This is a genomic window from Dactylosporangium sp. McL0621, from assembly GCF_049995355.1.
Classification (GTDB): Bacteria; Actinomycetota; Actinomycetes; order Mycobacteriales; family Micromonosporaceae; genus Dactylosporangium.
The window spans coordinates 8883740-8906208 of the sequence record NZ_CP188259.1 but is presented as its reverse complement, the minus strand read 5'-3'; the positions used below and the strand labels follow the sequence as shown (position 1 = coordinate 8906208).

At 73.2% G+C, this 22469-nt stretch carries 19 protein-coding genes and 1 pseudogene; 11 read left to right on the top strand and 9 right to left on the bottom strand.

Going from position 1 to position 22469, the window contains the following annotated elements:
• Positions 1-69: 69 nt before the first annotated feature.
• The 5 genes and pseudogenes from ACPPVO_RS42230 to ACPPVO_RS42210 all read right to left on the bottom strand — a co-directional run.
• Positions 70-330, bottom strand: a pseudogene (locus ACPPVO_RS42230) (cation:proton antiporter); the annotation flags it as partial.
• A 91-nt stretch (positions 331-421) separates the two neighbouring features.
• The gene (locus ACPPVO_RS42225) at positions 422-1159 is read right to left on the bottom strand and encodes an IclR family transcriptional regulator (RefSeq protein ID WP_426504193.1); all 738 of its coding nucleotides are present in this window, start codon (positions 1157-1159) and stop codon (positions 422-424) included.
• A 57-nt stretch (positions 1160-1216) separates the two neighbouring features.
• Entirely contained in the window at positions 1217-4447 is a 3231-nt protein-coding gene (lysX, locus tag ACPPVO_RS42220) for a bifunctional lysylphosphatidylglycerol synthetase/lysine--tRNA ligase LysX (protein ID WP_426514791.1), read from the bottom strand.
• A 61-nt stretch (positions 4448-4508) separates the two neighbouring features.
• Complete coding sequence (locus tag ACPPVO_RS42215; RefSeq protein WP_426504192.1) at positions 4509-5009, bottom strand: hemerythrin domain-containing protein; 501 nt, start codon at positions 5007-5009, stop codon at positions 4509-4511.
• Positions 5010-5051: 42 nt separating this feature from the next.
• The gene (locus ACPPVO_RS42210) at positions 5052-5819 is read right to left on the bottom strand and encodes a polyphosphate kinase 2 family protein (protein ID WP_426504191.1); all 768 of its coding nucleotides are present in this window, start codon (positions 5817-5819) and stop codon (positions 5052-5054) included.
• A 68-nt stretch (positions 5820-5887) separates the two neighbouring features.
• Between ACPPVO_RS42210 and ACPPVO_RS42205 the strand changes: the two genes are divergently transcribed.
• The 4 genes from ACPPVO_RS42205 (at position 5888) to ACPPVO_RS42190 (ending at position 9175) form a co-directional block, all read left to right on the top strand.
• Entirely contained in the window at positions 5888-6892 is a 1005-nt protein-coding gene (locus ACPPVO_RS42205) for an LLM class flavin-dependent oxidoreductase (RefSeq protein ID WP_426504190.1), read from the top strand.
• Positions 6893-6959: 67 nt separating this feature from the next.
• A complete protein-coding gene (locus tag ACPPVO_RS42200; RefSeq protein ID WP_426504189.1) occupies positions 6960-7997 on the top strand; it encodes a lysylphosphatidylglycerol synthase transmembrane domain-containing protein in 1038 nt (345 codons plus the stop codon).
• A 51-nt stretch (positions 7998-8048) separates the two neighbouring features.
• Complete coding sequence (locus tag ACPPVO_RS42195; protein ID WP_426504188.1) at positions 8049-8819, top strand: DeoR/GlpR family DNA-binding transcription regulator; 771 nt, start codon at positions 8049-8051, stop codon at positions 8817-8819.
• Positions 8816-9175, top strand: a complete 360-nt coding sequence (locus tag ACPPVO_RS42190; RefSeq protein WP_426504187.1) for a DUF4406 domain-containing protein — start codon at positions 8816-8818, stop codon at positions 9173-9175. Before ACPPVO_RS42195 ends, ACPPVO_RS42190 begins: the two co-directional genes overlap by 4 nt.
• Positions 9176-9227: 52 nt before the next feature.
• On the opposite strand, the gene ACPPVO_RS42185 is transcribed toward ACPPVO_RS42190, so the two are convergent.
• Positions 9228-10832: a DHA2 family efflux MFS transporter permease subunit gene (locus ACPPVO_RS42185; protein ID WP_426504186.1), complete on the bottom strand. Its 1605-nt coding sequence runs from the start codon at positions 10830-10832 to the stop codon at positions 9228-9230.
• Positions 10833-11071: 239 nt separating this feature from the next.
• Here ACPPVO_RS42185 and ACPPVO_RS42180 point away from each other — a divergent pair, with 239 nt between their 5' ends.
• Together ACPPVO_RS42180 and ACPPVO_RS42175 are read left to right on the top strand one after the other, a co-directional pair.
• Complete coding sequence (locus tag ACPPVO_RS42180) at positions 11072-11419, top strand: Fur family transcriptional regulator (protein ID WP_426514790.1); 348 nt, start codon at positions 11072-11074, stop codon at positions 11417-11419.
• Positions 11420-11424: 5 nt separating this feature from the next.
• On the top strand, positions 11425-12147 hold the full coding sequence (locus ACPPVO_RS42175) for a class I SAM-dependent methyltransferase (RefSeq protein ID WP_426504185.1): 723 nt from the start codon (positions 11425-11427) through the stop codon (positions 12145-12147).
• Here ACPPVO_RS42175 and ACPPVO_RS42170 read toward each other — a convergent pair.
• Complete coding sequence (locus ACPPVO_RS42170) at positions 12123-13148, bottom strand: adenosine deaminase (RefSeq protein ID WP_426504184.1); 1026 nt, start codon at positions 13146-13148, stop codon at positions 12123-12125. The genes ACPPVO_RS42175 and ACPPVO_RS42170 overlap by 25 nt on opposite strands.
• Before the next feature lie 183 nt (positions 13149-13331).
• On the opposite strand from ACPPVO_RS42170, the gene ACPPVO_RS42165 reads away from it, so the two are divergent.
• Both ACPPVO_RS42165 and ACPPVO_RS42160 read left to right on the top strand, forming a co-directional pair.
• Positions 13332-14681 (top strand): cytochrome P450, encoded by a 1350-nt coding sequence (locus ACPPVO_RS42165; RefSeq protein WP_426504183.1) that lies wholly within the window; start codon positions 13332-13334, stop codon positions 14679-14681.
• A gap of 11 nt (positions 14682-14692) precedes the next feature.
• Positions 14693-16216, top strand: coding sequence for a DHA2 family efflux MFS transporter permease subunit (locus ACPPVO_RS42160; RefSeq protein ID WP_426504182.1), 1524 nt, complete (start codon positions 14693-14695; stop codon positions 16214-16216).
• Between the two features lie 15 nt (positions 16217-16231).
• On the opposite strand, the gene ACPPVO_RS42155 is transcribed toward ACPPVO_RS42160, so the two are convergent.
• Positions 16232-17659 carry a DHA2 family efflux MFS transporter permease subunit gene (locus ACPPVO_RS42155; protein WP_426504181.1) on the bottom strand — a complete coding sequence of 476 codons (1428 nt, stop codon included), beginning with the start codon at positions 17657-17659 and terminating at the stop codon, positions 16232-16234.
• Between the two features lie 83 nt (positions 17660-17742).
• Between ACPPVO_RS42155 and ACPPVO_RS42150 the strand changes: the two genes are divergently transcribed.
• The 3 genes from ACPPVO_RS42150 to ACPPVO_RS42140 all read left to right on the top strand — a co-directional run bounded on the left by ACPPVO_RS42150 (position 17743) and on the right by ACPPVO_RS42140 (position 20613).
• Positions 17743-18420 carry a TetR/AcrR family transcriptional regulator gene (locus tag ACPPVO_RS42150; RefSeq protein WP_426504180.1) on the top strand — a complete coding sequence of 226 codons (678 nt, stop codon included), beginning with the start codon at positions 17743-17745 and terminating at the stop codon, positions 18418-18420.
• Positions 18421-18467: 47 nt separating this feature from the next.
• Positions 18468-19757: a serine--tRNA ligase gene (serS, locus tag ACPPVO_RS42145; protein WP_426504179.1), complete on the top strand. Its 1290-nt coding sequence runs from the start codon at positions 18468-18470 to the stop codon at positions 19755-19757.
• A 268-nt stretch (positions 19758-20025) separates the two neighbouring features.
• Complete coding sequence (locus ACPPVO_RS42140) at positions 20026-20613, top strand: TMEM165/GDT1 family protein (RefSeq protein WP_426504178.1); 588 nt, start codon at positions 20026-20028, stop codon at positions 20611-20613.
• 1480 nt (positions 20614-22093) lie between these two features.
• On the opposite strand, the gene ACPPVO_RS42135 is transcribed toward ACPPVO_RS42140, so the two are convergent.
• Positions 22094-22468, bottom strand: a complete 375-nt coding sequence (locus ACPPVO_RS42135; protein WP_426504177.1) for a VOC family protein — start codon at positions 22466-22468, stop codon at positions 22094-22096.
• Position 22469 lies beyond the last annotated feature (1 nt).

The window sequence follows — 22469 nt, the reverse complement described above, 5'->3', positions numbered from 1 at the left end:
GACGTGAGCCAAACACGTGCGCCCCGGCCGAACCCGGCGGATGAGATTAATTCCGCATTTCGGGCACAGTTATGCGACTGTTCGTCCGTGGGCGGCCCGGCGCGCGAACAGCCGCGCGACCGGCTCGGCCGCGGGGGCCGCGAGCGGGCCCAGGACGGCCAGGATGAGCACGTAGGCGGCGGCGAGCGGCCCGAGCCGCGGATGGCCCCCGGCCGCCACGGCCAGCCCGGCGATGACGATGTTGAACTCGCCGCGGGGCAGCAGCGCGGCCCCGGCCCGCACCCGCCCGGTCAGCGCCACCCCGGCCCGCCGCGCCGCGATCCAGCCGGTGGTGACCACGTGGCTGGTACCGATCCCGGGCAGGTCGATCCGCTCGTCCATACCTCATGCTAAAAGCGGACAAGCTGCGCAAATGCCGAATTCAGGCGAGAAGAGCGGCCGCCAGGTCGTCGGCCGCGCGGCGCACACCCGCCGCGACGTCGTCGGCGTGGTCGTGGGTCAGCCGCGCCAGCGGCACCCCGCAGCTGATCGCGTCGGTGACGAGCAGCCCGTCGACGCGGACCGCGGCGGCGATGCAGCCGACGCCGGGGACCAGCTCGCCGCGCTCGTAGGCCACCCCGCGCTCCCGGCAGTCGGCCAGCGCCGCGTAGAGCTCAGCCCGGTCGACCACCGAGTCGGCGGTGTGCGCCGCGACGCCGGCGGCGATGATCGCCTCGACCTCGGTGTGGTCGCGGCGGGCCAGGATCGCCCGCCCGCTGGCCGCGGAGATGGCCGGGAAGCGCCGCCCCACCACCGGGCTGCCGGTGTCGTGGGCCGACTCGCGCGCGGCGAGGCAGACGATCTCGGTGCCGTCGAGGCGGACCAGCCGCACCGACTCGTCGAGCTGGTCGCTCAGCCGGCCCAGGATCGGCCCGGCCAGGCGGGCGGTGCGGTCGGCGGACAGGAAGGCGCTCATCGGCCGTAACGCCCCGACGCCGATCGTGTAGGTGACGCCGTCCGCGTCAACCTCGACCCATCCGCGCGCGACCAGCTGGGCCAGGCGCCCGCGCACGAGCGGCTCGGGCAGCCCCATCTGGCGGCATAACGCGTCGACGGTCATCCGGTCGGGAGCCGCGGCGAGCCGCTCGAGGAGGTCCAGGGTGGGGCTGTCGTGGGCCATTCGGGATCTGTTTCCCATCGGAAGCGCAATCAAACTTCTTTATAGCGTGATCGAATTTTAACGTCCGGGCTTCACCAGCGGAAACGGGAGCGTCTCGCGGATCGTCCGGCCGGTCAGCAGCATCACGAGCCGGTCAACGCCCAGGCCGAGCCCGCCGCTGGGCGGCATCGCGAACTCGAACGCGTCCAGGAAGTCCTCGTCGAGCTCCATCGCCTCGGGGTCGCCGGCCGCCGCCCGCAGCGACTGCGCGGTCAGCCGGGCCCGCAGCTCCACGGGGTCGACCAGCTCGGTGTACGCGGTGCCGAGCTCCATCCCGAACGCCACCAGGTCCCAGCGCTCGGCCAGCCGCGGGTCGTCGCGGTGCCCGCGGGTCAGCGGGGAGACGTCGACGGGGAAGTCGGTGTAGAACGTCGGGCCGACCGTCGCGCCCTCCACCAGGTGCTCGTACAACTCCAGCACCAGCTGCCCGTGCGTCCAGCCGTCGAGCCAGGCGATCGCGAGCTTGTCGGCCAGCTCGCGCAGCTCGGCCACCGTCGAGTCCGGGGTCACCGCCGCCCCGGCCGCCTCCGACACCGCGGTGTAGACGGGCACCACCGGCCAGTCCTCGCGCAGGTCGACGACCCGCTCCTGCCCGGCGAACGGGCGGCGCAGCACCGGCTCGTCGCCCGCGGCGGTCAGGATCAGCTCGCGGACCAGCCCGCGCATGGTGGTGTAGTCGCCGTACGCCTCGTAGGCCTCCAGCATCGTGAACTCGGGGTTGTGGGTCGCGTCGACGCCCTCGTTGCGGAAGTTGCGCCCGATCTCGAAGACCCGCTCGACGCCGCCGACGGCCAGCCGCTTGAGGTACAGCTCCGGCGCGATGCGCAGGTAGAGCCGCATGTCGTAGGCGTTGCTGTGGGTCACGAACGGCCGGGCGTTGGCCCCGCCGTGGATCGGCTGCAGCATCGGGGTCTCGACCTCGACGTACGCGTGCGCGTGCAGCGCCCGGCGCAGCGCGAACGTCACCGCGGAGCGGGTGCGCACCATGTCCCGGGCCGGCCGGTTGACGATGAGGTCGACGTGGCGGCGGCGGACCATCGCCTCCGGGTCGGCCATGCCCCGGTGCTTGTCCGGCAGCGGCTGCAGGCACTTCGCGGTCAGCTCCCACGCGTCGGCGAACACCGACAGCTCGCCGCGCCGCGTGGTGCCGACCTCGCCGGCCACGCCGACGTGGTCGCCGAGGTCGACGGTCGCGGCGAAGTCGGGCCGCCCGGTCAGTACCACCTGGACGTCGCCGGTCCAGTCGCGCACGGTGGCGAAGCACAGCCCGCCGTGGTCGCGCACCCGGATCACGCGGCCGGCCACCGCGACCCGCTCGCCGGTGCGCGCGTCCGCGGCCAGGCCGGGGTGGGCGGCGCGGACCTGGGCGACGCTGTGGGTGCGGGGGAAGCCGGGCGGGTACGGCTCGATGCCCCTGGCCCGCAACGCGTCGAGCTTGGCCATGCGGATGCGGACCTGCTCGGGCCGGCGGCGCTGGGCGGGCCCGGCCCCGGCGGCGGTCGCGGCGGCGAGCTCCTCGTCGGTGATGACGAGGTCGCGGCGGTCGGTGGCGAACGGCGACGCCTTGCCCCGCCGCAGCAGGGTGCGCAGCGACGGTACGACCACGAAGCCCTCGGCGACGCCGGAGGCGAGCCCGACCTTGGGCAGGTCCCGCACGTCCTCGAAGCACAGGAACCGGGGCAGCCACTGGGGGTTGTACTTCACGTTGGAGCGGTACAGCGACTCCAGCTGGAACCACCGCGACCCGACGAGCAGCAGCGCCCGCCACAGCCGCAGCACCGGCCCGGCGCCGATGCGGGCGCCCTCCTCGAACGCCGCCCGGAACACCGCGAAGTTCAGCGACACCCGGTGCACGCCGATGCGCGGCGCCTCCCGCATGAGCGTGGCGACCATCGTCTCGATGAGCCCGTTGTCGGACTGCCGGTCGCGGCGCATGAGGTCCAGCGACAGCCCGCCCGCGCCCCACGGCGTGAACGACAGCAGGGCGACCTCGCGCCCGTCGGCGTCGTGCGCCTCGACGAGCACGCAGCGGCCGTCGTTGGGGTCGCCGAGGCGGCCCAGCGCCATGGAGAAGCCGCGCTCGGTCTCGGTGTCGCGCCACTGGGCGGCCAGCTCGATGATCCGCGCCATCTCCTCGGCGCTGATCTCGGCGTGGCGGCGGATGCGCACCGTGTACCCGGCCCGCTCGACCCGGTGCACCGCCTGGCGCACCTGGCGCAGCCGGGCCGACTCGAGGTCGAAGTCGCGCACGTGCAGGATCGCCTCGTCGCCGAGCTCGATGACGCGCAGCCCGGCCCGGGCGTACGCGGTCGCGCCCTCCTCGCCCGCGCCCATCACGGCCGGCGTCCAGGCGTACTCGCGCGCCTCCCGCAGCCACGCCTCGATCGCCGGCCCCCACGCGTCGGGGTCGCCGAGCGGGTCGCCGCTGGCCAGCGACACGCCGAAGACCACGCGATAGGTGACCGCGGCCCGGCCCGAGGGCGACAGGATGACCTCCTTGTCGCGGCGGGTGGCGAAGTACCCCAGCGAGTCCCGCTCGCCGTGCTCGGCCAGCAGCCGGCGCACCGCGCGCTCCTCCTCCGGGTCCAGCGAGGCGATCATGCGCTGCGAGCGCAGCAGCGCAAAGAGGGCCGCGAAGAGCGCGATCGCGCCGAAGACGCCGAGCACGAGGTTGACCCAGCCCGGGGCCCGCCCGTGCCGGCCGACGTCGAAGGCGAAGGCGCCGCCGAGCACGATCCGGCCGCTGTACGCCAGCCGCGTCGCCCCGGGCCCGAGCGAGCCCGGGAACAGCTCGACCAGGCCCCACCCGACGGCCGTGAACGCGAGGAGCAGGACGCCGAGCGTGGCCAGGGCCTTGGGCAGGCTGGCCGGCTGGACCTTGGCGTCGAACTGGGGCCGGCCCAGCCACAGCAGCCCCAGCAGCGCCGCGGTCACCACGAGGTTCACCGCCGCGGCGGTCGTGCCGTGGAACGGCAGGTGCAGCTCGCGGGCCTCGGCGCCGCGCTCGCCCAGGTCCGACAGCACGAACAGGTCGTACAGGCCCTGCACCCCGAACACGCCCACGAGCAGCCAGAACGCGATCCGCTTGCGGTTGTGCACGCCGGCCGCGAGGGTCACCAGGAACGCCGCGTAGCCGACGTTGGCGGGGGCGGGCACCAGCAGCGCGTCGACGCTCGCGCGCACCGGGTGGACCCGGGCGCCGAGCGCGACGCTGACCGCGGCCGTGGCGCACAGGACCGCCACGGCCATCAGGCCGCCCGCGAACCAGTCGGGGATGGCTTTCTTCACCCGGACATCATGCCGTGCGCGCTCAGCTGTGCTCGTTGATGTACCGCTGCGGGTCCTTGTCCGTGAACGTGAGGCCCTTGCCGCTGGGGTGTTCGCCGTAGAAGGCCAGCCACTGCTCGCCGAGCTCGATGCGCAGCTTCGCCCCGGCGTGCCTGCGGAAGTCGGGCAGCACCTCGTCCTCCTCCTCGGTGAGGTGCTCGCTGTTCTCCTTGCGCGCGTCCCAGACCGCCTTCCACCACTCGTCCGAGCCGGCCGGGTGCCGGTTGGCCGCCTCGATCGCGTCGCGGATCTTGTTGTGGTCGCGGATCGCGTCGTCGGTCTCCTCGACGGCCTCGTCGGTGCGCTGGCGCAGCAGGTGCGGGTACAGGATCCGCTCCTCGGCCTCGGCGTGGATCTCCAGGTGCAGCGCCAGCGCGCTCCACACCGCGGCGAGCTGCTCCTCGCCCTCGGCGTCGTCGAGGCGCGCGAAGCCGCGGCGGAAGGCGGCGTGGTCGTCGAGGATCAGCGCGGTGATGTCGTCCATGCCGAACATCTTCACCTGCCCCGGGGGTTTTCAAACCGGAGCTCAGTCCGCGTCGTGCAGGTCATAGCCGCGCTTGGCCAGCTTCGTCTCGACGGTGTGGCAGACCCGCTCCAGGACGGCGACGCGGGCGTAGCGCTTGCTGTCCCCGGGCACGATGTGCCAGCGGGCCCGGGGCCGGTCGGTGCGCTGGAACATCTCCTCGACCGCGGCCTCGTAGTCGCCGCGGCGCTCCCGGTTGCGCCAGTCCTCGTCGGTGAGCTTCCACGAGCGCAGCGGGTCGCCGGCCCGGTCCTCGAAGCGGCGCAGCTGCTCCTCGGGCGAGACGTGCATCCAGAACTTGATGAGGATCATGCCCTCGGCGGTCAGCGTGCGCTCGAACTCGGCGATCTCGTCGTAGGCGCGCTTCCACTGCTTGACGGAGGCGAAGCCCTCGACGCGCTCGACCAGCACGCGGCCGTACCAGGAGCGGTCCAGCACCGCCATGCCGCCCCAGCCGGGCAGGACCCCCCAGAACCGCTGCAGGAAGTGGTGCCGCTTCTCGTCGTAGGTCGGGGCCGCGAACTGGGAGACGCGGACATGGCGCGGGTCGAGCGGGGCGACCAGGCGCTTGATGGTGCCGCCCTTGCCGGAGGCGTCCCAGCCCTCGAAGAGCACGCACAGCGGCGGGCCGATCTTGTGCGCGCCGAGCTGGCCGCCCAGGAGCAGGCGCAGGCGCAGCAGGCGCTGCTGCGCCGCGGCGAGCCGGTCCTCGGCGTCCGTCCGGGAGAGGTCGGCCGACAGGTCGACCTCGGAGAGCCTGCTCGTCGTCATGCTCCGAGCCTGGCACACGTGCGGCCACGGGTCAGCGGGCGCGGGGGCACCGGGGGCAGGATTGCCGGATGCAACCATTCGCGTCCGTCGAGGTGTACACGACCGCGCCCGCCTCGGTGCAGGTCGACGGCCCGTCCTTCCGGCGGCGTCTCGCCGACGTGACCCGGTGGACCGATGCGGCCGGCTGCACCGGGCTGCTGGTGTACTCCGACAACTCCCTCATCGACCCCTGGCTCGTGGCCCAGCTGATCCTGGAGCAGGCCGAGCGGGCCACGCCGCTGGTGGCGGTGCAGCCGGTGTACGTCTCGCCCTACGCGGCCGCGCGGATGGCGGCCACGCTCACCTTCCTGCACGGCCGGCGCATCCACCTCAACCTGGTGACGGGCGGCTCCCGGCAGCACCTGGAGGCGCTCGGCGACGACGGCGTGGAGCACGACGAGCGCTACGACCGCCTGACCGAGTACGCCACGATCGTCCGGCAGCTGCTCGACTCGCCCCGCCCGGTCACCTTCGAGGGCCGCTACCACCGGGTGCGGGCGGCCTCGCTGCCGCAGCGGCCCCCAGCGCCGCTGTCGCCCCGGCTGGTGCTGTCCGGCTCCAGCGAGCGCAGCGTGCGGTGCGCCGGTGAGCTGGGAATTCTCCGGTTCGCCTACCCGAAGCCGGCGAGCGACTACCCGGCCGGCGGCCCGCTGCTGCGCGGCGCCGGCGTCCGGCTGGGGATCATCGCCCGCGCGGACACCGCGGCGGCGTGGCGGGCCGCCCACGAGCGTTTCCCGGGCGACCCGATGGGGGAGCGCCGCCACCGCGTGGTGAGCCGGCTGACCGACTCGCACTGGCACGCCGAGCTGTCCGCGGCCGAGGCCGAGGGCGTCTACTGGCTGCACCCGTTCACGACGTACCGCACGTTCTGCCCGTACCTCGTCGGCTCCTACGACGAGGTGGGCGCCTACCTCGCCGGCTACCTGGCCCGCGGCGTCGAGTCGGTCATCCTGGACATCCCCGCCGAGGAGGACGACCTCCACCACGCCCGGCTCGCCCTCGCCTCGGGCGCCGCCCTCGTGCCGGGGGCGTGACGCGCGCAACTGTGATCCAGCTGAGGATCTTGGCCGTTCAGCAACCTTGCGGTGGCAGCCTGATCTCGTGAGCAAGCAACGCCGAACCGTCCTGCGGGTCACCGGTCTCCTGCTCGTGCTCGCCGTCGCCCTGCTCACGCTGCGCACGAACCTGCCCGATCTGGGCCAGACCCTCGGCGTGCTGCGCTCGGCGCACCCCTGGTGGCTGGTGCTCGCCGCCGCCGCGGAGATGACCTCGCTGCGCCACTTCGCCCTGCAGCAGCGGCGGCTGCTGGCCGGGTTCGGGGTCCGGATGTCGGTACCGCGGGCCATCGCCGTCACCTTCACGCGCTCGGCGATCTCGTTCAGCCTGCCCGCCGGCTCCGCGGTGTCGGCCGGCTTCGCGTTCCGGCAGTTCCGCACCGCGGGCGCCACCCGGCGCACGGCCGGCGCGGTCGCGGTGCTCTCCGGCGTGCTGTCGGCGGTCGCGCTCGTGCTCATGTACGGCGGCGTCGTGCTGATCCCGGCGGGCGGCGCCACGGGCAACGCCGACACCCTGGTGCTGACCGTCGCCATGCTGGTCGTCGCCGGCCTGGTGTTCGGGCTCGACTTCCTGCTCTCGCCCCGCCGCCCCACGCCGCCGCCGCAGCTGGCCGATGACGTGGAGCCGGACCGGGCGGGCGGCTGGGTGGCCCGCTCGAAGGCCTCCGCCCGGCGCACCCGGGACGACCTGCGCCGGCTGCCGCGCCGCTCCTGGGTGCTGTCCCTCGTGCACGCCACCGTCAACTGGGGCCTCGACTTCGCGTGCCTGGCCGCGACCGCCGCCGCGTTCGACATCGACGTGAGCCCGGTGGCGCTGGCCACGGTGTACATCACGGTGCAGCTCGTCCGCCAGGTGCCGCTGAGCCCGGGCGGCATCGGCGTGGTCGAGGTCGCGCTGCTGGCCGGGCTCGTCTCGGCCGGGGCCGGGCACGGGCCCGCGGCGGCGGCGATGCTCGTGTACCGCCTGCTGTCCTGCTGGATCATCATCCCGCTCGGCCTGCTCGCCTACGCCACGTTGCGCCGCGGCCCGAAGCCCGCCGAGGCGCCGCCGGTCCAGCCGCCCGCGCTCGCCGGCCGGCACTGACATCTAACAAAGATCTTTCAAATCTCACACGTTTGCTGTTAGATTCGGGGCGTGTCCAGCGACCGCCTCGACCTGACGCTGCGCCTCGTGCGCGGCAGTGGCCGGCTCACCCTCGCCGAGCTCGCCGAGCGCCTCGGCGTCTCCGAGATGACCGTCCGCCGCGACCTCGACCAGCTGCAGGAGCAGGGCCTCGTGCGCCGGGTCCGCGGCGGCGCCGTCGCCCTCGACGTGCCGGCCGAGGCGGCCGGGTTCGCGGTCCGCGAGCGCTGGTCGGCCGCGGTGAAGGCGCGGATCGGCCGGGCCGCCGCCGCGCTCGTCGAGCCGGGCGGCACCGTGCTGCTCGACGCCGGTACGACCACCGCCGAGCTCGCCGCGCACCTGCCGGCCCGGGCCCCGCTGACCGTCGCCGTGCTCAGCCTGCAGGCCGCCGCACGCCTGGCCGACCAGCCCGGCATCCGGCTGCTCGTCATCGGCGGGGAGTCCCGGGCGGGGGAGCGCAGCCTGGTCGGGCCGCTCGCGCTGAGCGCCCTGGAGCAGCTGCGCTTCGACACGTTCGTGATGTCGATCGGCGCCGTGCACCGGGACGGCTGGTCGGAGTTCGACCTCGACGACGCGGCGGTGAAGCGGGCCGCGCTGCGCCGGGCCGGGCGCACCGTCGCCGTCGCCGACGCCTCCAAGCTCGGGGTGCAGGCCTTCGCGCACGTCGCCCCCCTCGGCGCGGTCGACTCCCTCGTCACCGACGCCACGACCGAGAACGACACCCTGGCCGCCCTCCGCGAGGCCGGCGTCCAGGTCGTCCCCACCGAAGGAGACCCCGCATGATGATTCTCGTGGCCGGCCCCTACCGCTCCGGCACCGGCGACGACCCCGCGAAGCTGCGGGCCAACGTCGACGCCATGAACGACGCCGCCGTGCGGTTGTTCCGGGCCGGGCACCTGCCGGTCACGGGGGAGGCCCTGGCCCTGCCGCTCATCGAGCGGGCCGGCTCCGGGGCCGTCGGCGACCCGGTGTTCGACGAGATCTTCCACCCGATCTCGGCGCGGCTGCTCGAGCGCTGCGACGCGGTGCTGCGCATCGGCGGGGCGTCCGCCGGCGCGGACCAGATGGTGGCCCAGGCCCGGGCCGGGGGCAAGGCGATCTACGCGGCGCTGGCCGAGGTTCCCGCCGCGGGCGCCTGAGAAACGCCGAGGCCCCGGGACCGGCGGTCCCGGGGCCTCGATGACGGGCCTGTCAGTGCAGCATGACCGGCGTCGCACCCTCGGGCTGGCTCTCCGCGAGACGCGTGACCTCCCGCTTGCGCGGCAGGAAGGCGATCGGGATGAACGTGCACAGCACCAGGATGAAGCCGACCCAGTAGGTCGAGGCGAACGAGTCGGCGAGGAAGTGCAGCCCCCGGTCGATCAGGTCCGGACCGCCCGGCATCTGCGCCAGCCGCGGGTCACTGTGCGAGGCGACGGCCAGCTCGGTGATGGTCAGCGGCTTGCCGGTGAGCGGGTTGGTCGAGCCGGGGACGATCGGGGCGTCGTTGGTCTTGCTGGTCAGGATGACCGACATGATCGCGCCACCGACCGAGCCGCCGATCTGCTGCAGGATGTTCACCAGTGTGGAGCCTCTGGCGACCTCGTGCGGGGTGAGCGTCTTCAGCGCCGAGGTCATGATCGGCATCATCGTGCCGCCCATGCCCAGGCCCATCACGAACAGCGAGCCCTCCAGCAGCAGGAACGACGTGTCCGGCTCGACCTGCGTGAAGGAGAAGAACCCGATGGCGATGAGGGACATCGCGAACGGCACCGTGCGCCCGATCGGAATCTTGTCGGCCAGCATGCCGGCGATGGGCATGGTGAGCATCGCGCCGATGCCCTGCGGGGCCATGAGCAGGCCGGCGTGCAGGGTCGTCTCGCCGCGCACCTGGAGCCAGTAGCTCGGGAAGAGCAGGCCGGCACCCATGAACGCGATGATGAAGACGAACAGCGAGAGCGTCGCGAACGTCAGGTTGCGGTTGCGGAACAGCCGCAGGTCGAGCAGCGGGTGCTTGGGCTTGAACGAGTAGAAGATGAACCCGATCACCAGCAGGCCGCCGATGAGCATCGGCAGCCAGACCTTGGTGGCGCTCATGGTGCCGGTCTCCGGCAGCGACGACACGCCGAACAGGAACAGCGCGAGGCCGGGGGAGAGCATCAGCATGCCGATGAAGTCGAAGGACTCCGACGGCTCGGTGTTGTCCTTCGGCAGCGCGAACCAGGCGTAGACCAGCGCGATGGCGCCGATCGGCAGGTTGATCAGGAAGATCCAGTGCCAGCTGGCCACGTCGATGAGCCAGCCGCCGAGGATCGGGCCGCCGATGGGGCCGAGCAGCATCGGGATGCCGAGCACGGCCATGAGCCGGCCGATGCGCTGCGGGCCGGCCGCGCGCGTCATGATCGTCATGCCGAGCGGCATCAGCATGCCGCCGCCGAGGCCCTGCAGCACCCGGTAGCCGATCAGCTGGTTGATCGAGTCCGCGGTGGCGCACAGGCCGGAGCCGACCGTGAACAGGAAGAGCGCCAGCATGTACAGGCGTTTGGTGCCGAAGCGGTCCGCCGCCCAGCCGGACAGCGGGATCACCGTCGCCAGGGCCAACGTGTAGCCGGTCATCGTCCACGCGACGCGCGCGTACGTCGCGTCGAACTTGTCCATGAACGTCGGGATCGCCACGCTGACGACCGTCACGTCGAGAATCGACATGATCGCGCCGAGCACGACCACGCCCGCGATCTTGAATACGGCGGCGTCCAACTTGTCAGGCACCGCCGCCGCGCCTCCACCGGAGGCGACGGCTGCTTCCTGCTGAGCCACGTCCTTGCTCCCCCCACCGTGTGCGACCCACACGTACAAGTGTTTGGTTTCGGCGTCAGCGTACGCGGCCCGCGATGGGCCCCGCGATCGAGATCCCCTGCTTACGCTGCGGGCGCAAGCGGCGTCCCGGCGGAGACTCAAACCTTCTAAGGGTACGCTAAGCTCTACGGGTGAACGACCATGCCCACGACCTGGATGCGCACCCCGTCCGCCGCAACACGAAGCAGCGCGACGCCGTGATGACGCTGCTCGGCGACGTCGACGGCTTCTACAGCGCCCAGGAGCTGCACGTGATGCTGCGCGAGCGCGGCGCGAACGTGGGCCTCACGACCGTATACCGCACGCTGCAGCTGCTCGCCGAGAACAACGAGATCGACGTCATGCAGGCGCCGGGCAGCGACACGCGGTACCGCCGCTGCAGTGACCGGCATCACCACCACCTCGTCTGCCGCGGCTGCGGCCGCACGGTCGAGGTGCTCGGCCCGGCGGTCGAGCGCTGGGCCGACCGCATCGGCGACGAGCACGGCTTCACCGACGTGAGCCACACCCTGGAGATCTTCGGCACCTGCGCCGCCTGCAAGGACTGAGCGCGGTGGACCGGTCGGCGCGGTGGACGGCCGCGGCCCGGGCGCGGGAGTCGGCGCGCCCCGACCGCCTCTTCGACGACCCGTGGGCCGCGGCGCTCGCCGGCGGCGTCGACGCGGGGCCGGAGAACCGCTACCTGCCGGTCCGGACGCGGTACTTCGACGACGCCATCCTCGCCGCCCGGTGCCCGCAGGTCGTGCTGCTCGGGGCCGGCCTCGACACCCGGGCCTGGCGGCTGCCGCTGCCGCCCGCCACCACCGTCTTCGAGGTCGACCGGGCGGGCGGGCTCGGGCCCAAGCGGAGCCTTGTCCCCGTTCCGCCGGGGTGCGCCCGGCGGGAGGTCGAGGCCGACCTGTCCGCCCCGGACTGGACCGTTCCCGGCCTCGACGGGGGCGCGCCCGTGCTGTGGGTGGCCGAGGGCCTGCTGTTCCACCTCGCCGCCGACGCCGTCGAGCGGCTGCTCGCCCGCGCGGCCGCCCTGTCGCGCGGCGGCGGCCGGCTGCTCGCCGACGTGTTCGGCACGGGACTGCTGCGGCTGCCGTCCCTGGCCGGGCGGCGGCCGGCCCCGTTCTGCACCGACGACCCCGCGGGGCTGTTCGGCCGGGCCGGCTGGACGGCGTGCGCGTGGGACCTGGCCGGGTCGCCGGCCGCGAACTACGGCCGCCTGGGCGGCCGGGCCGGGGTCGGGGACCCGGGGATGCGCACCTACCTCGTGAACGCCTCGGTGTAGGCGTCGATCTCGGCGATCAGGGCGGCCTTGCGCGGCTCCTCCAGGAACGAGTACCGCACCCCCTGCCGCGCCAGCTCCGCCACGCCCTCGGCGGACAGGCCCAGCAGGGACGCCGCGACCAGGTACTCCTGGTTGAGCGTGGTCGAGAACATCGGCGGGTCGTCGGAGTTGACGGTCACCGGCACGCCCGCGGCCACCAGGGCCGCGAGGGGGTGCTCGGCGAGCGACGGGACCGAGCGGGTGCACACGTTCGAGGTCGGGCACACCTCGAGCGGGATGTCGTGCTCCTTCAGGTGGGCCATGAGCGCGGGGTCGGACGCGGCCGCGATGCCGTGGCCGATGCGCTCGGCGCCCAGGTGGCGCAGCGCGTCCCAGATGGTCTCGGGGCCCGTGGACTCGCCGGCGTGCGGGACGCTGCGCAGGCCGGCCGCGCGGGCCTGGGCGAAGTGCGGCGCGAACCACTCGCGGGGCACGCCGTGCTCCGGGCCGCCGAGACCGAAGCTCACCAGGCCCGCGGGCCGGTACTTCAGCGCCGTCTCCAGGGTCACGTCGGCCGAGGGGATGCCGGCCTCGCCGGGGATGTCGAAGCACCAGCGCAGCTCGGTGCCGTGGTCGCGGGCCACGCGGGCGCGGGCGTCCTCGACCGCCTCGCAGTAGGCCTCGGCGGGGATGCCGCGGGTGATCGACGAGTACGGCGTCAGGGTCAGCTCGGCGTAGCGGACGTTCTGCGCGGCCAGGTTCGCGCCGATGTCGTACGTCAGGGTGGCCACGTCCTCGGCGTCGCGGATCAGGTCGACGACCGACAGGTACACCTTGATGAAGTGGGCGAAGTCGGTGAACGTGAAGTACTCGGCCAGCCGCTGCGCGTCGGCCGGGACCGGGGTGCTGCCGGCGTGGCGCTCGGCGAGGCGGGCCACCGTCGCCGGGGCGGCGGAGCCGACGTGGTGCACGTGGAGCTCGGCCTTCGGCAGGCCGGCCACGAACTCGGTGAGGTCGTGCATGGGGAGAATGCCCTCCGCGTCGGAAGGCGCCCTTCGTTCCCGTGGACGGCCCGAGCGTGGCGGATGAGAGCACCCGTCGCAGCGCCTCTCGGCCCGCAGCCCGACGATAACAGGTAGCCGTTCGTCGCGGTTCAGTAACGCGACGGGCCCCGAACACCGATCATGTTCGATACCCTCGGCCGAATGACGATCATGGAAGCGACGCCGACGGTGAAGGGTCTGCCCTTCCTCGGCAGCGCCCTCGAGATGGGCCGCGACCCCGCGGCGTTTCTCGTGAAGGCGTACCGCGAGCACGGGCCGGTCTTCCGGGTCAAGCTGCTCGGCCGGGCGTACACGGTCATCGCCGGAGCGGACGCGGCCGAGTTCATGAACTCCCGCGAGGGCCGGGAGTCCCTGCGCTCCAAGGAGTACTGGCAGGGCATGATCGACGAGTACGGCGCCACCCGGACGCTCACCGGCGAGGACGGCGAGAGCCACAAGGAGCTGCGCGAGCTGATGCGGCGGGGGTACTCCCGCGACGCCATCAAGGGCCGCGGGCCCGAGCTCGTCGAGATCACCGACCGGGTGCTCGAGCGCGACTGGCCGGCGGGCACGACCGTCCCCGTCGTGCGGGGCATGCAGTACCTCGTCACCGAGCAGCTCGGCGAGCTGCTCACCGGCTCCGCGCCGCACGAGTACGTGGCCGACATCCGGCTGCTGACCCTGTACGTGCTCAACGTGCTCGTCACCCGGCAGCGGCCGCGGATCCTGCTGCGCAACCCGAGGTACAAGCGGGCCAAGGCACGGGTCTTCGAGCTCGGCGAGCGGATGGCGGCCGAGCTGCGGGCCCGCCACGGGCAGACCCCGGAGGCCGAGCGCAACCTGGTCGAGGACCTCATGGACGCCCACCTCACGCGGCCCGGGCTGGTGCCGGCCGAGGACCTGGTGCTCACGCTCACCGGGCCCTACGTGGCCGGGCTGGACACGGTGGCCAACACGACGGCGGCGTTCGTCTACGCGGTGCTCAAGCACCCCGACGTCCTGGCTCAGATCCGGGCCGAGGCCGACGCGCTCTTCGCCGGCGGCGAGCCGATCGGCGACGACGCCGCGCGCCGGCTGCCCGCGACGCGCTACGCGCTGATGGAGACGATGCGGCTGTACCCGGTCGCGGTCACCCTGATCCGCACCGCGGCCCGCGACTTCGAGTTCGCCGGGCACACCGTGCGGGCGGGCGAGCCGGTGTACATCGGCACGACCGTCCCGCACTTCATGGAGGAGTACTTCGCCGAGCCCGCGAAGTTCGACATCACCCGCTACGACAAGCCCCGGGCCGAGCACCTGCAGCCGGGGGCGTACTCGCCGTACGGCCGCGGGCCCCACACCTGCCTCGGCAAGAGCTTCGCCGACGTGCAGATGGCCCTGTCCATGGCCCGGCTGTTCCACCGCCTCGACCTGGAGCTCGAGTCCCCGGACTACACCCTGGCGACGCGGACGGCCCCGACCCCGGGCCCGGCGATGTCGTTCAAGGTGCGCGTCAAGGGCCTGCGCAACTAAGTTCTTAGGCCATGAGCGGCCTCGCGTTATCCAGTGCCTCCGGCCGGTGGGTGCTCACCGCCACCATCCTGGGCTCCGGCATCGCCTCGATCGATGCGACGGTCGTCGGCATCGCCCTGCCGGCGATCGGGCGCTCGCTCGGCACCGGCCTGCAGGTGCTGCAGTGGGTCGTCACCGCCTACACGCTGACGCTGGCCGGGCTGCTGCTGCTCGCCGGGGCGCTCGGCGACCGGTACGGCCGGCGCCGGGTCTTCGCCGTCGGCGTCGTGTGGTTCGCGGTCGCGTCCGTGCTGTGCGGGATCGCGCCGGGCGGCTGGACGCTGGTGGCCGCCCGGGCGCTGCAGGGCGTCGGCGCGGCCCTGCTCACGCCGGGCAGCCTGGCGATCCTGCAGGCGTCGTTCCGGGCCGAGGACCGCAGCCGGGCGATCGGCGCGTGGTCGGGGCTCGGCGGCGTCGCCACCGCGATCGGGCCCTTCCTGGGCGGGTGGCTCGTCGGGCTCGGCTCGTCGTCGTGGCGGCTCATCTTCGCCATCAACGTGCCGATCGCGGCGGCGGTGGTGTACCTCACCTGGCGCCACGTCCCCGAGTCCCGCGACGAGGCCGCGAGCGGCCGGGTCGACCTGGTCTCCGGGCTGCTCGTCACGGCCGGGCTCATCGGCGTCACCTACGGGCTCATCGAGGGCCAGGCGCTGGGCTGGGGCAGCGCCCCCGTGCTCGCCGCCCTGGCCGCCGGCGCCCTGCTCATCGCCGGGTTCCTGTGGCGCCAGACCCGCCTGGAGCACCCGATGCTGCCGCTGGAGCTCTTCGGCTCGGCCCAGTTCACCGCGACGAACGTGGTCACATTCGTCATCTACGGCGCCCTGGGCGGCGCGCTGTTCCTGCTGCCGATCCAGCTGCAGCAGGTCGCCGGGTACTCGCCGCTGCAGGCCGGCGTCTCGCTGCTGCCGGTGACGGTCGTGATGCTGCTGCTGTCCGCGCGCTCGGGCGCCCTCGCCGCGCGGATCGGGCCGCGGCTGCAGATGAGCGTCGGGCCGGTCGTGGCCGGGGCCGGGATGGCGCTGTACGCGCGCATCGACGCCGACGGCGCCTATCTGACCGAGGTGCTGCCCGCGGTACTGGTGCTGGGTCTGGGTCTGTCCATCACTGTCGCGCCGCTGACCTCCACCGCGCTGTCCGCGGCGCCGGCCACCCACGCCGGGATGGCCTCGGCGGTGAACAACGACGTGGCCCGGGCGGCCGGCCTCATCGCGGTGGCGGTGCTGCCGGCCGCGGCGGGTATCACGGCCGCCGCCTACGCCTCGCCGGACCTGCTCTCCGCGGGCTTCCACCGGGCGGTGCTCATCTGCGCGGCGCTGTGCGTGCTGGCCGGCGCGCTGGCCGCGGCCACGATCCGCAACCGCCCGGCGGCGCCCCCCACGCCTACGGCGCCGGGGGAGCAGCCCTGGCGGCACTGCGCCCTGGATGCTCCTCCGGCGGTGGTCACACCGTCTGCAGTTGCTCCCGCGGCTCCGGGGTCGTCACCGCCGGCGTCCTGAGCCGCGCCGCGGCGCTCAGACGGTCTGCAGCTGCTCGCGCGGCTCCGCGGCCGTCTCCGCCGCCGCCGGCTCCGGCGTCCTGAGGCGGCGCAGGGCCACCAGCGCGATCGGCACCCCGACGGCGACCAGGGACGCGGCCACGACCAGCGAGAACTGGTACCCGGCCAGGAAGCGGTGCAGCGGTACGCCGCTCGCCGAGGACTGCCGGTTGGACAGGATCGCGCCGAGGATCGTGATGCCGAGCAGGCCGAAGACCTCACGGGACACATTGAGCATGCCGGAGGCGATGCCCGCCCGGCCCTGCGGCAGCGCGCCCAGGATCACGTTGTTGAGCGGCACCAGCAGGCCGCCGCCCAGGCCGAAGACCAGGAACCAGGGCAGGAGGTCGGTGTACCCGGAGCCCTCGCCGACGGTCGCCAGCCCGCCGACGCCGGCCGCCATCAGCGCCATGCCGGCCGCGACCGTGGCCCCGGCGCCGAAGCGCGACTCGAGCCGCGGGGCGACGGTGGCCATGACCGCCATGACGAGCGCCATGGGGATGAACGCCGAGCCCGCCTCGGTCGGCGAGAAGCCGAGGACGTTCTGCAGGAAGATCGCGGTGAAGAAGTAGATGCCGAAGACACCGAACGCCCAGAGGCCCATGGTGGCGAGGCCGCCGCTGAAGACCCGCATCCGAAAGAACGCCAGGTCGACCATCGGGTGCTCGGTGCGCAGCTCGATCACGACGAAGCCGATCGCGGCGAACGCGGCGAGCGCGAACGCGCCCAGGATGACGCCGGAGGTCCAGCCGCGCGACTCGCCCTCGATCAGCCCGTAGGTCAGCGCGAACAGCGCCAGGGCGCTGGTGGCCAGGCCCGGCAGGTCGAGGCTGCGGTTGGCGCTGCGCCGGCCCGCGGGCAGCGTCAGCGCGCCCAGCACGGCGGTGGCCACCCCGATCGGGGCGTTGATGAGGAAGATCCAGCCCCAGGAGGCGTGCTGGCTCAGGTACCCGCCGGTCAGCGGCCCGATCGCGAGGGCGAGGGCGCCCACGCCGCCCCACACGCCGATCGCCGCGCCGCGCTCCTTCGGGTCCGGGAACAGCTCGGTGATCAGGGCCAGCGCGGTCGGGGTCAGCAGCGCCGCGCCGACGCCCTGCAGCGCCCGCGCCCCGATCAGCATCTCCTGACTGCCGGCCAGGCCCGCGGCGACCGAGGCGGCGGTGAAGATGCCCAGGCCGAGGAAGAACGTGCCGCGCATGCCGAACACGTCGCCGAGGCGGCCGCCGACCAGCAGCAGGCCGGCGAAGACCAGGATGTACGCGCTCGCGATCCACTCCAGCCCCGAGATGCTCAGGTGCAGGTCGCGCTGGATCGACGGCAGCGCCACGTTGACGACGTTGTTGTCGAGGTACGTCATGAAGGTGCCCAGGGCCACGGCGACCAGGGCCAGCCAGCGGTTTCTCATAGCTCGTCATCCCCCTATACGGTGTACCTGTACGTCGTACATGTACGTTGTAGAGGAGAACCCATACGTTGTACAGTTGTCAAGTGCCGCCCAAGACCTCATCCCTCACCAAGGCCGCCGTCGCCGAGCGCGCCCTGCGCATCGGCGACGCCGACGGCCTGGAGGCGATCACCATTCGCCGGCTCGCCACCGAGCTCGGCGTCACCCCGATGGCGCTCTACTGGCACTTCAAGAACAAGGAAGAGCTGCTGCTCGGCCTCATCGACCACGTGATGGCCGACGTGCGCGCCGACCGCGCGGCCACCGACCCCTGGCCCGTGCAGCTGCGCGCGATGGTCGAGGCGCTCGTCCGCGCGATGCGGGCCCACCCCTGCCTGCCCGACCTGCTGCACGCGGCCGACAAGAAGGACGTCGAGAGCTTCACCCGGGCCACCGACGACTCCCTCGCCCTGCTGGAGCGGGCCGGGTTCTCCCTCGAGGAGGGGTACTGGGTCGCCTCCTACCTGCTGCACTCGGCCATCGGCCTGGTGCACGCCCAGCCCGGCTGCCCGATGGCCGTGCCCCCGGACCAGGTCGGCGAGTGGCTGCGCAGGCAGCGGATCCAGCTGCAGAGCCTCTCCGCCGAGCGGTACCCGCAGATGGTCCGCCTCGCCGACACCTACCAGACGCTGCCCGACCTCGACCGCTACTACGCCTTCGGGATCGACCTGGTGATGGGCGCGGTGGAGAAAATGGCTGCGGGCCGCCCGGTAGCATCCTGAGCGACCAGGTTATTTCTCTGTTTTGTCTGGGAAAGGTGCGCGGCGGCATGCTCGACATCGAGTTGATTCGCAAGGACCGGGCCTCCGTCGAGGCCGGACTGTCCAAGAGGCTCGACCCGTCCGAGGTGTCCCGCGCGCTGAGTGTGATCGCCGACCTGGACAAGCAGCGCCGCGAGCTCATCGGCGAGATCGACGCGGAGCGGGCCCGGCGCAAGGAGGAGGCCCGCGCGTTCGCCGCGGCCAAGGCCGCCGGCCAGGCCATCGAGGCCACGCGGGACGCCAAGGCGGCCCTGGCCGAGCTCGAGGAGCGCCTGGCGCAGACCCAGCGCGACCTCGACACCGCCATGAGCGTGCTGCCCAACCTCCCCGCCGACGACGTCGTCGCCGGCGGCAAGGAGGGCAACCAGGTCATCAAGGTCTACGGCGAGGCCCCGAAGATCGACAACCTCCGCGACCACGTCGAGCTCTCGACCGAGCTCGGCCTGGTCGACTACGAGCGCGGCACGAAGCTCGGCGGCTCCGGCTCCTGGATCTACACCGGCTGGGGCGCCCGCCTCGAGTGGGCCCTCGTGAACTGGTTCATCGACCGGCACTTCGCCGCCGGCTACCAGTTCATGCTCCCGCCGCACCTGCTGCTGGACTCGGCCGGCTTCGCCGCCGGGCAGTTCCCGAAGTTCTACGACGAGGTCTTCCACATCGCCGTCGGCGAGGGCGAGCGCGGCAAGTTCCTGCTGCCCACGTCGGAGACCGCGATCCTGGGCGCGTTCCAGAACGAGATCTTCGATACCGCGGACCTGCCCCACCGGGTGTACGCGTACACCCCCTGCTACCGCGACGAGCGCGCCGGCTCGCACTCCGACGAGCGCGGCACCGTCCGGGGCAACCAGTTCAACAAGGTCGAGATCTTCCAGTTCACCGCCCCCGAGGACGGCGAGAAGACCCTCGAGGAGATGGTCGACTACGCCGAGGGCCTCGTGAGCGACCTCGGCCTGCACTTCCGCCGCTCCCTGCTGGCGGCCGGCGACGCGAGCGCCTCCATGCGCAAGACCCTCGACATCGAGGTGTGGATGCCGAGCATGGGCAAGTACAAGGAGGTCTCGTCGGTCTCCTGGGCCGGCGACTACCAGGCCCGCCGGGCCGGCATCCGCTACCGGGTGCCCGGCTCCAAGAACAACCGCTTCGTGCACACGCTGAACGGCTCCGCGCTGGCCACGAGCCGGCTCGTGCCCGCGATCCTCGAGCAGTTCCAGCAGGCCGACGGCTCGGTGCTGGTGCCGGAGGTACTGCGGGACAAGGTCGGCACCGACCGCATCACGAAGCCGGCCAGGCGCCGATAACGGGACCCGGGCCCCGCACGACGTGAACGTGATCACGTCGTGCGGGGCTTCTTGATCGGCTAGGCTTTCGGGTGAACGAAGGGGAGTAGTCCTCAACTGCCCGGTCGACATACTGGTGACGCTCGCGACACCCGGCCGCGCGGCTTCCGTTTTCGGAAGCGGACGAGACTTTCGGCCTCGCTGTCAGCTGTGTTTTCGAGCTGGACGGCCGGGTCGAGGTCGTCTTCCGGCCCCTCGCCTCCCGGCTGGTCCCGGGAAGGGTTCCACCTTGAGCGCGTTCCTCTCCGCCCTCGCCATCAGCTTCGGTGTCATCTTCGTCGCCGAACTGGGCGACAAGTCCCAGCTGATGGCGCTGACGTTCGCCACCCGCTTCCGCACCATGCCGGTGCTGGTGGGCATCACCATCGCCACCGCGGTCGTGCACCTCGTCTCCGTGGCCGTCGGCTACGGCCTCGGCGCCGCCCTGCCGACCGCCTGGATCTCCCTCGTGGCGGCCGTGGCCTTCTTCGCGTTCGGCGCCTGGACCCTGCGCGGCGACAAACTGACCGAGGAGGAGCGAGGCAAGGCCGAACGCACGACGCGCTCGGCAATCGTCGCCGTGGGCGTGTCGTTCTTTCTGGCCGAGCTGGGCGACAAGACCATGCTGGCCACGATCACCCTCGCGACGCAGCACGGCTGGCTGGGCACGTGGATCGGCTCGACCGTGGGCATGGTCGCGGCGGACGCCCTGGCGATCCTGGTAGGCCGCCAGCTGGGCCGGCACCTGCCGGAGAAGGCCATCAAGTACGGCGCAGCGGCCCTCTTCGCCATCTTCGGCGCCTGGCTGCTGTTCGAGGCCCTGCGCGAGCTCCTCTAACCGATCCCGCCCGCCAAGCCGAACACTTCGCGCCCCGAAGTGCTTCGGCAGCCGGGCAGCGCGCGTGCCGTGCGCTTAGCGCCGAGCCGTGCCCGTGTTGGCCGTGCGCCGAACACTTCGCGCCGTGCCATATCGGCCGTGCGCTTCCCGCAGTGCGGTGCTGTGCTGTGCTGTGCGCTTCGTGCGGTGCTGTGCGCTTCGTGCCGTGCCGTGCCGTGCCGTGCCGACCGTGCGCAGTGCGCCGCGTGCTGTGCGGTGCCGGTCGGCCGTGGGCCGTGCGCCGTGCGCTTCGTGCCGTGCCGTGCGCCGTGCCGGCCGTGCGCTTCGTGCCGTGCCGTGCCGTGCGCCGTGCCGCGCCGGCCGTGCGCTTCGCGCCCTGCCGTGCCGTGCCGTGGGCCGTGTGCCGTGCGCCGTGCCGCGCTGGCCGTGCGCTTCGCGCCGTGCGATGCCGTGTCGGCCGTGCGCTTCGCGCCGTGTGCCGTGTGCCGTGTGCCGCGTGTCGGGTGTGCGCTTCGCGCCATGCCGTGTGCCGTGTGCCGCGGGTCGGCCGTGCGTCGTGCGCCGTGCGATGCCGTGTCGGCCGTGCGGTTCGCGCCGTGCCGTGCGCCGCGTGCCGTGCCGTGCGCCGCGTGCCGTGCCGTGCGCCGCGTGTCGGCCGTGCGCCGTGTGATGCGGTATCGGCCGTGCGCTTCGCGCCGTGCCGTGCCGTGCGGCGCGTGCCGTGTGGCGCGTGTCGGCCGTGCGCCGTGCGATGCGGTATCGGCCGTGCGCTTCGCGCCGTGCCGTGCCGTGCGGCGCGTGCCGTGTGGCGCGTGTCGGCCGTGCGCCGTGCGATGCGGTATTGGCCATGCGCGCCGCGCCGCGCCGCGCCGCGCCGCGCCGTGCCGTGCCGTGTGCCGCGTGCCGTGTGGCGCGCGCCGTGCCGTGCCGCGTGCCGCCTGCCGTGCGGGGCGTGCCGTGCGGTGCGTGCCGTGCGCCGCGTGTCGGCCGTGCGCCCTGCTATGCCGTGTCGGCCGTGCGCTTCGCGCCGCGCCGTGCCGTGCAGCGCGTGCTGCGTGTCGGCCGTGCGCCGTGCGGTGCCGTGTCGGCCATGCGCTTCGCGCCGCGCCGTGCCGTGCGCCGCGTGCCGTGCCGCGCCAGCCGTGCGCCGCGTGCCGTGCCGCGCCAGCCGTGCGCCGCGCCGCGCCGTGCGGCGCGTGTCGCGTGTCGGCCGTGCGCCGTGCGGTGCCGTATCGGCCGTGCGCTCCGCGCCGTGCCGTGTGCCGCGTGCCGTGCCGCGCCGGCCGTGCGATGTCGTGCCAACTGTGCGCCGTGCGCCGGCCGTGCGCGGTGCGATGCTGTGCCGGCCGTGCGCTGTGTGCTTCGTGTTGGGCTTCGGTGGCCGGGCTGTGCGGTGTGCGACATGTCGGATTTTTCGCCCAAGGGCAGGGGATTAGCGCGACCAGCGAGCGGTTCCTGCGCGGCCGGGGTGTGCGGTGGTTCAGGCGAACTGCGTCAGCGACAGGTTGTTGCCGTCCGGGTCCGGGAACCACGCGATCAGGTCGCCGCCCGGTGTGGTCCATACGCCGTCCGGGTCCTGGGGCATGCCCTCGTACCGCGTGAACACCACTCCCGCCGCGACCAGCCCCGCCAGGGTGGCCCGCAGGTCCGGCACCGCCCAGCCCAGCACCGTGAACGGCTGCGCGCGCAGCTCATCCACCTTCGTCACACGCAGCATCGCCGGGCCCGCGCGGAACACGCACGCGAACGGGGTCTGCTCGGTCAGCTCCAGGCCCAGCACCCCGGCGTAGAAGGCGCGCGACCGGTCGAGGTCGGTGGACGGGACGAACGCGATGGCGGTGGCGTCGGTCAGCATG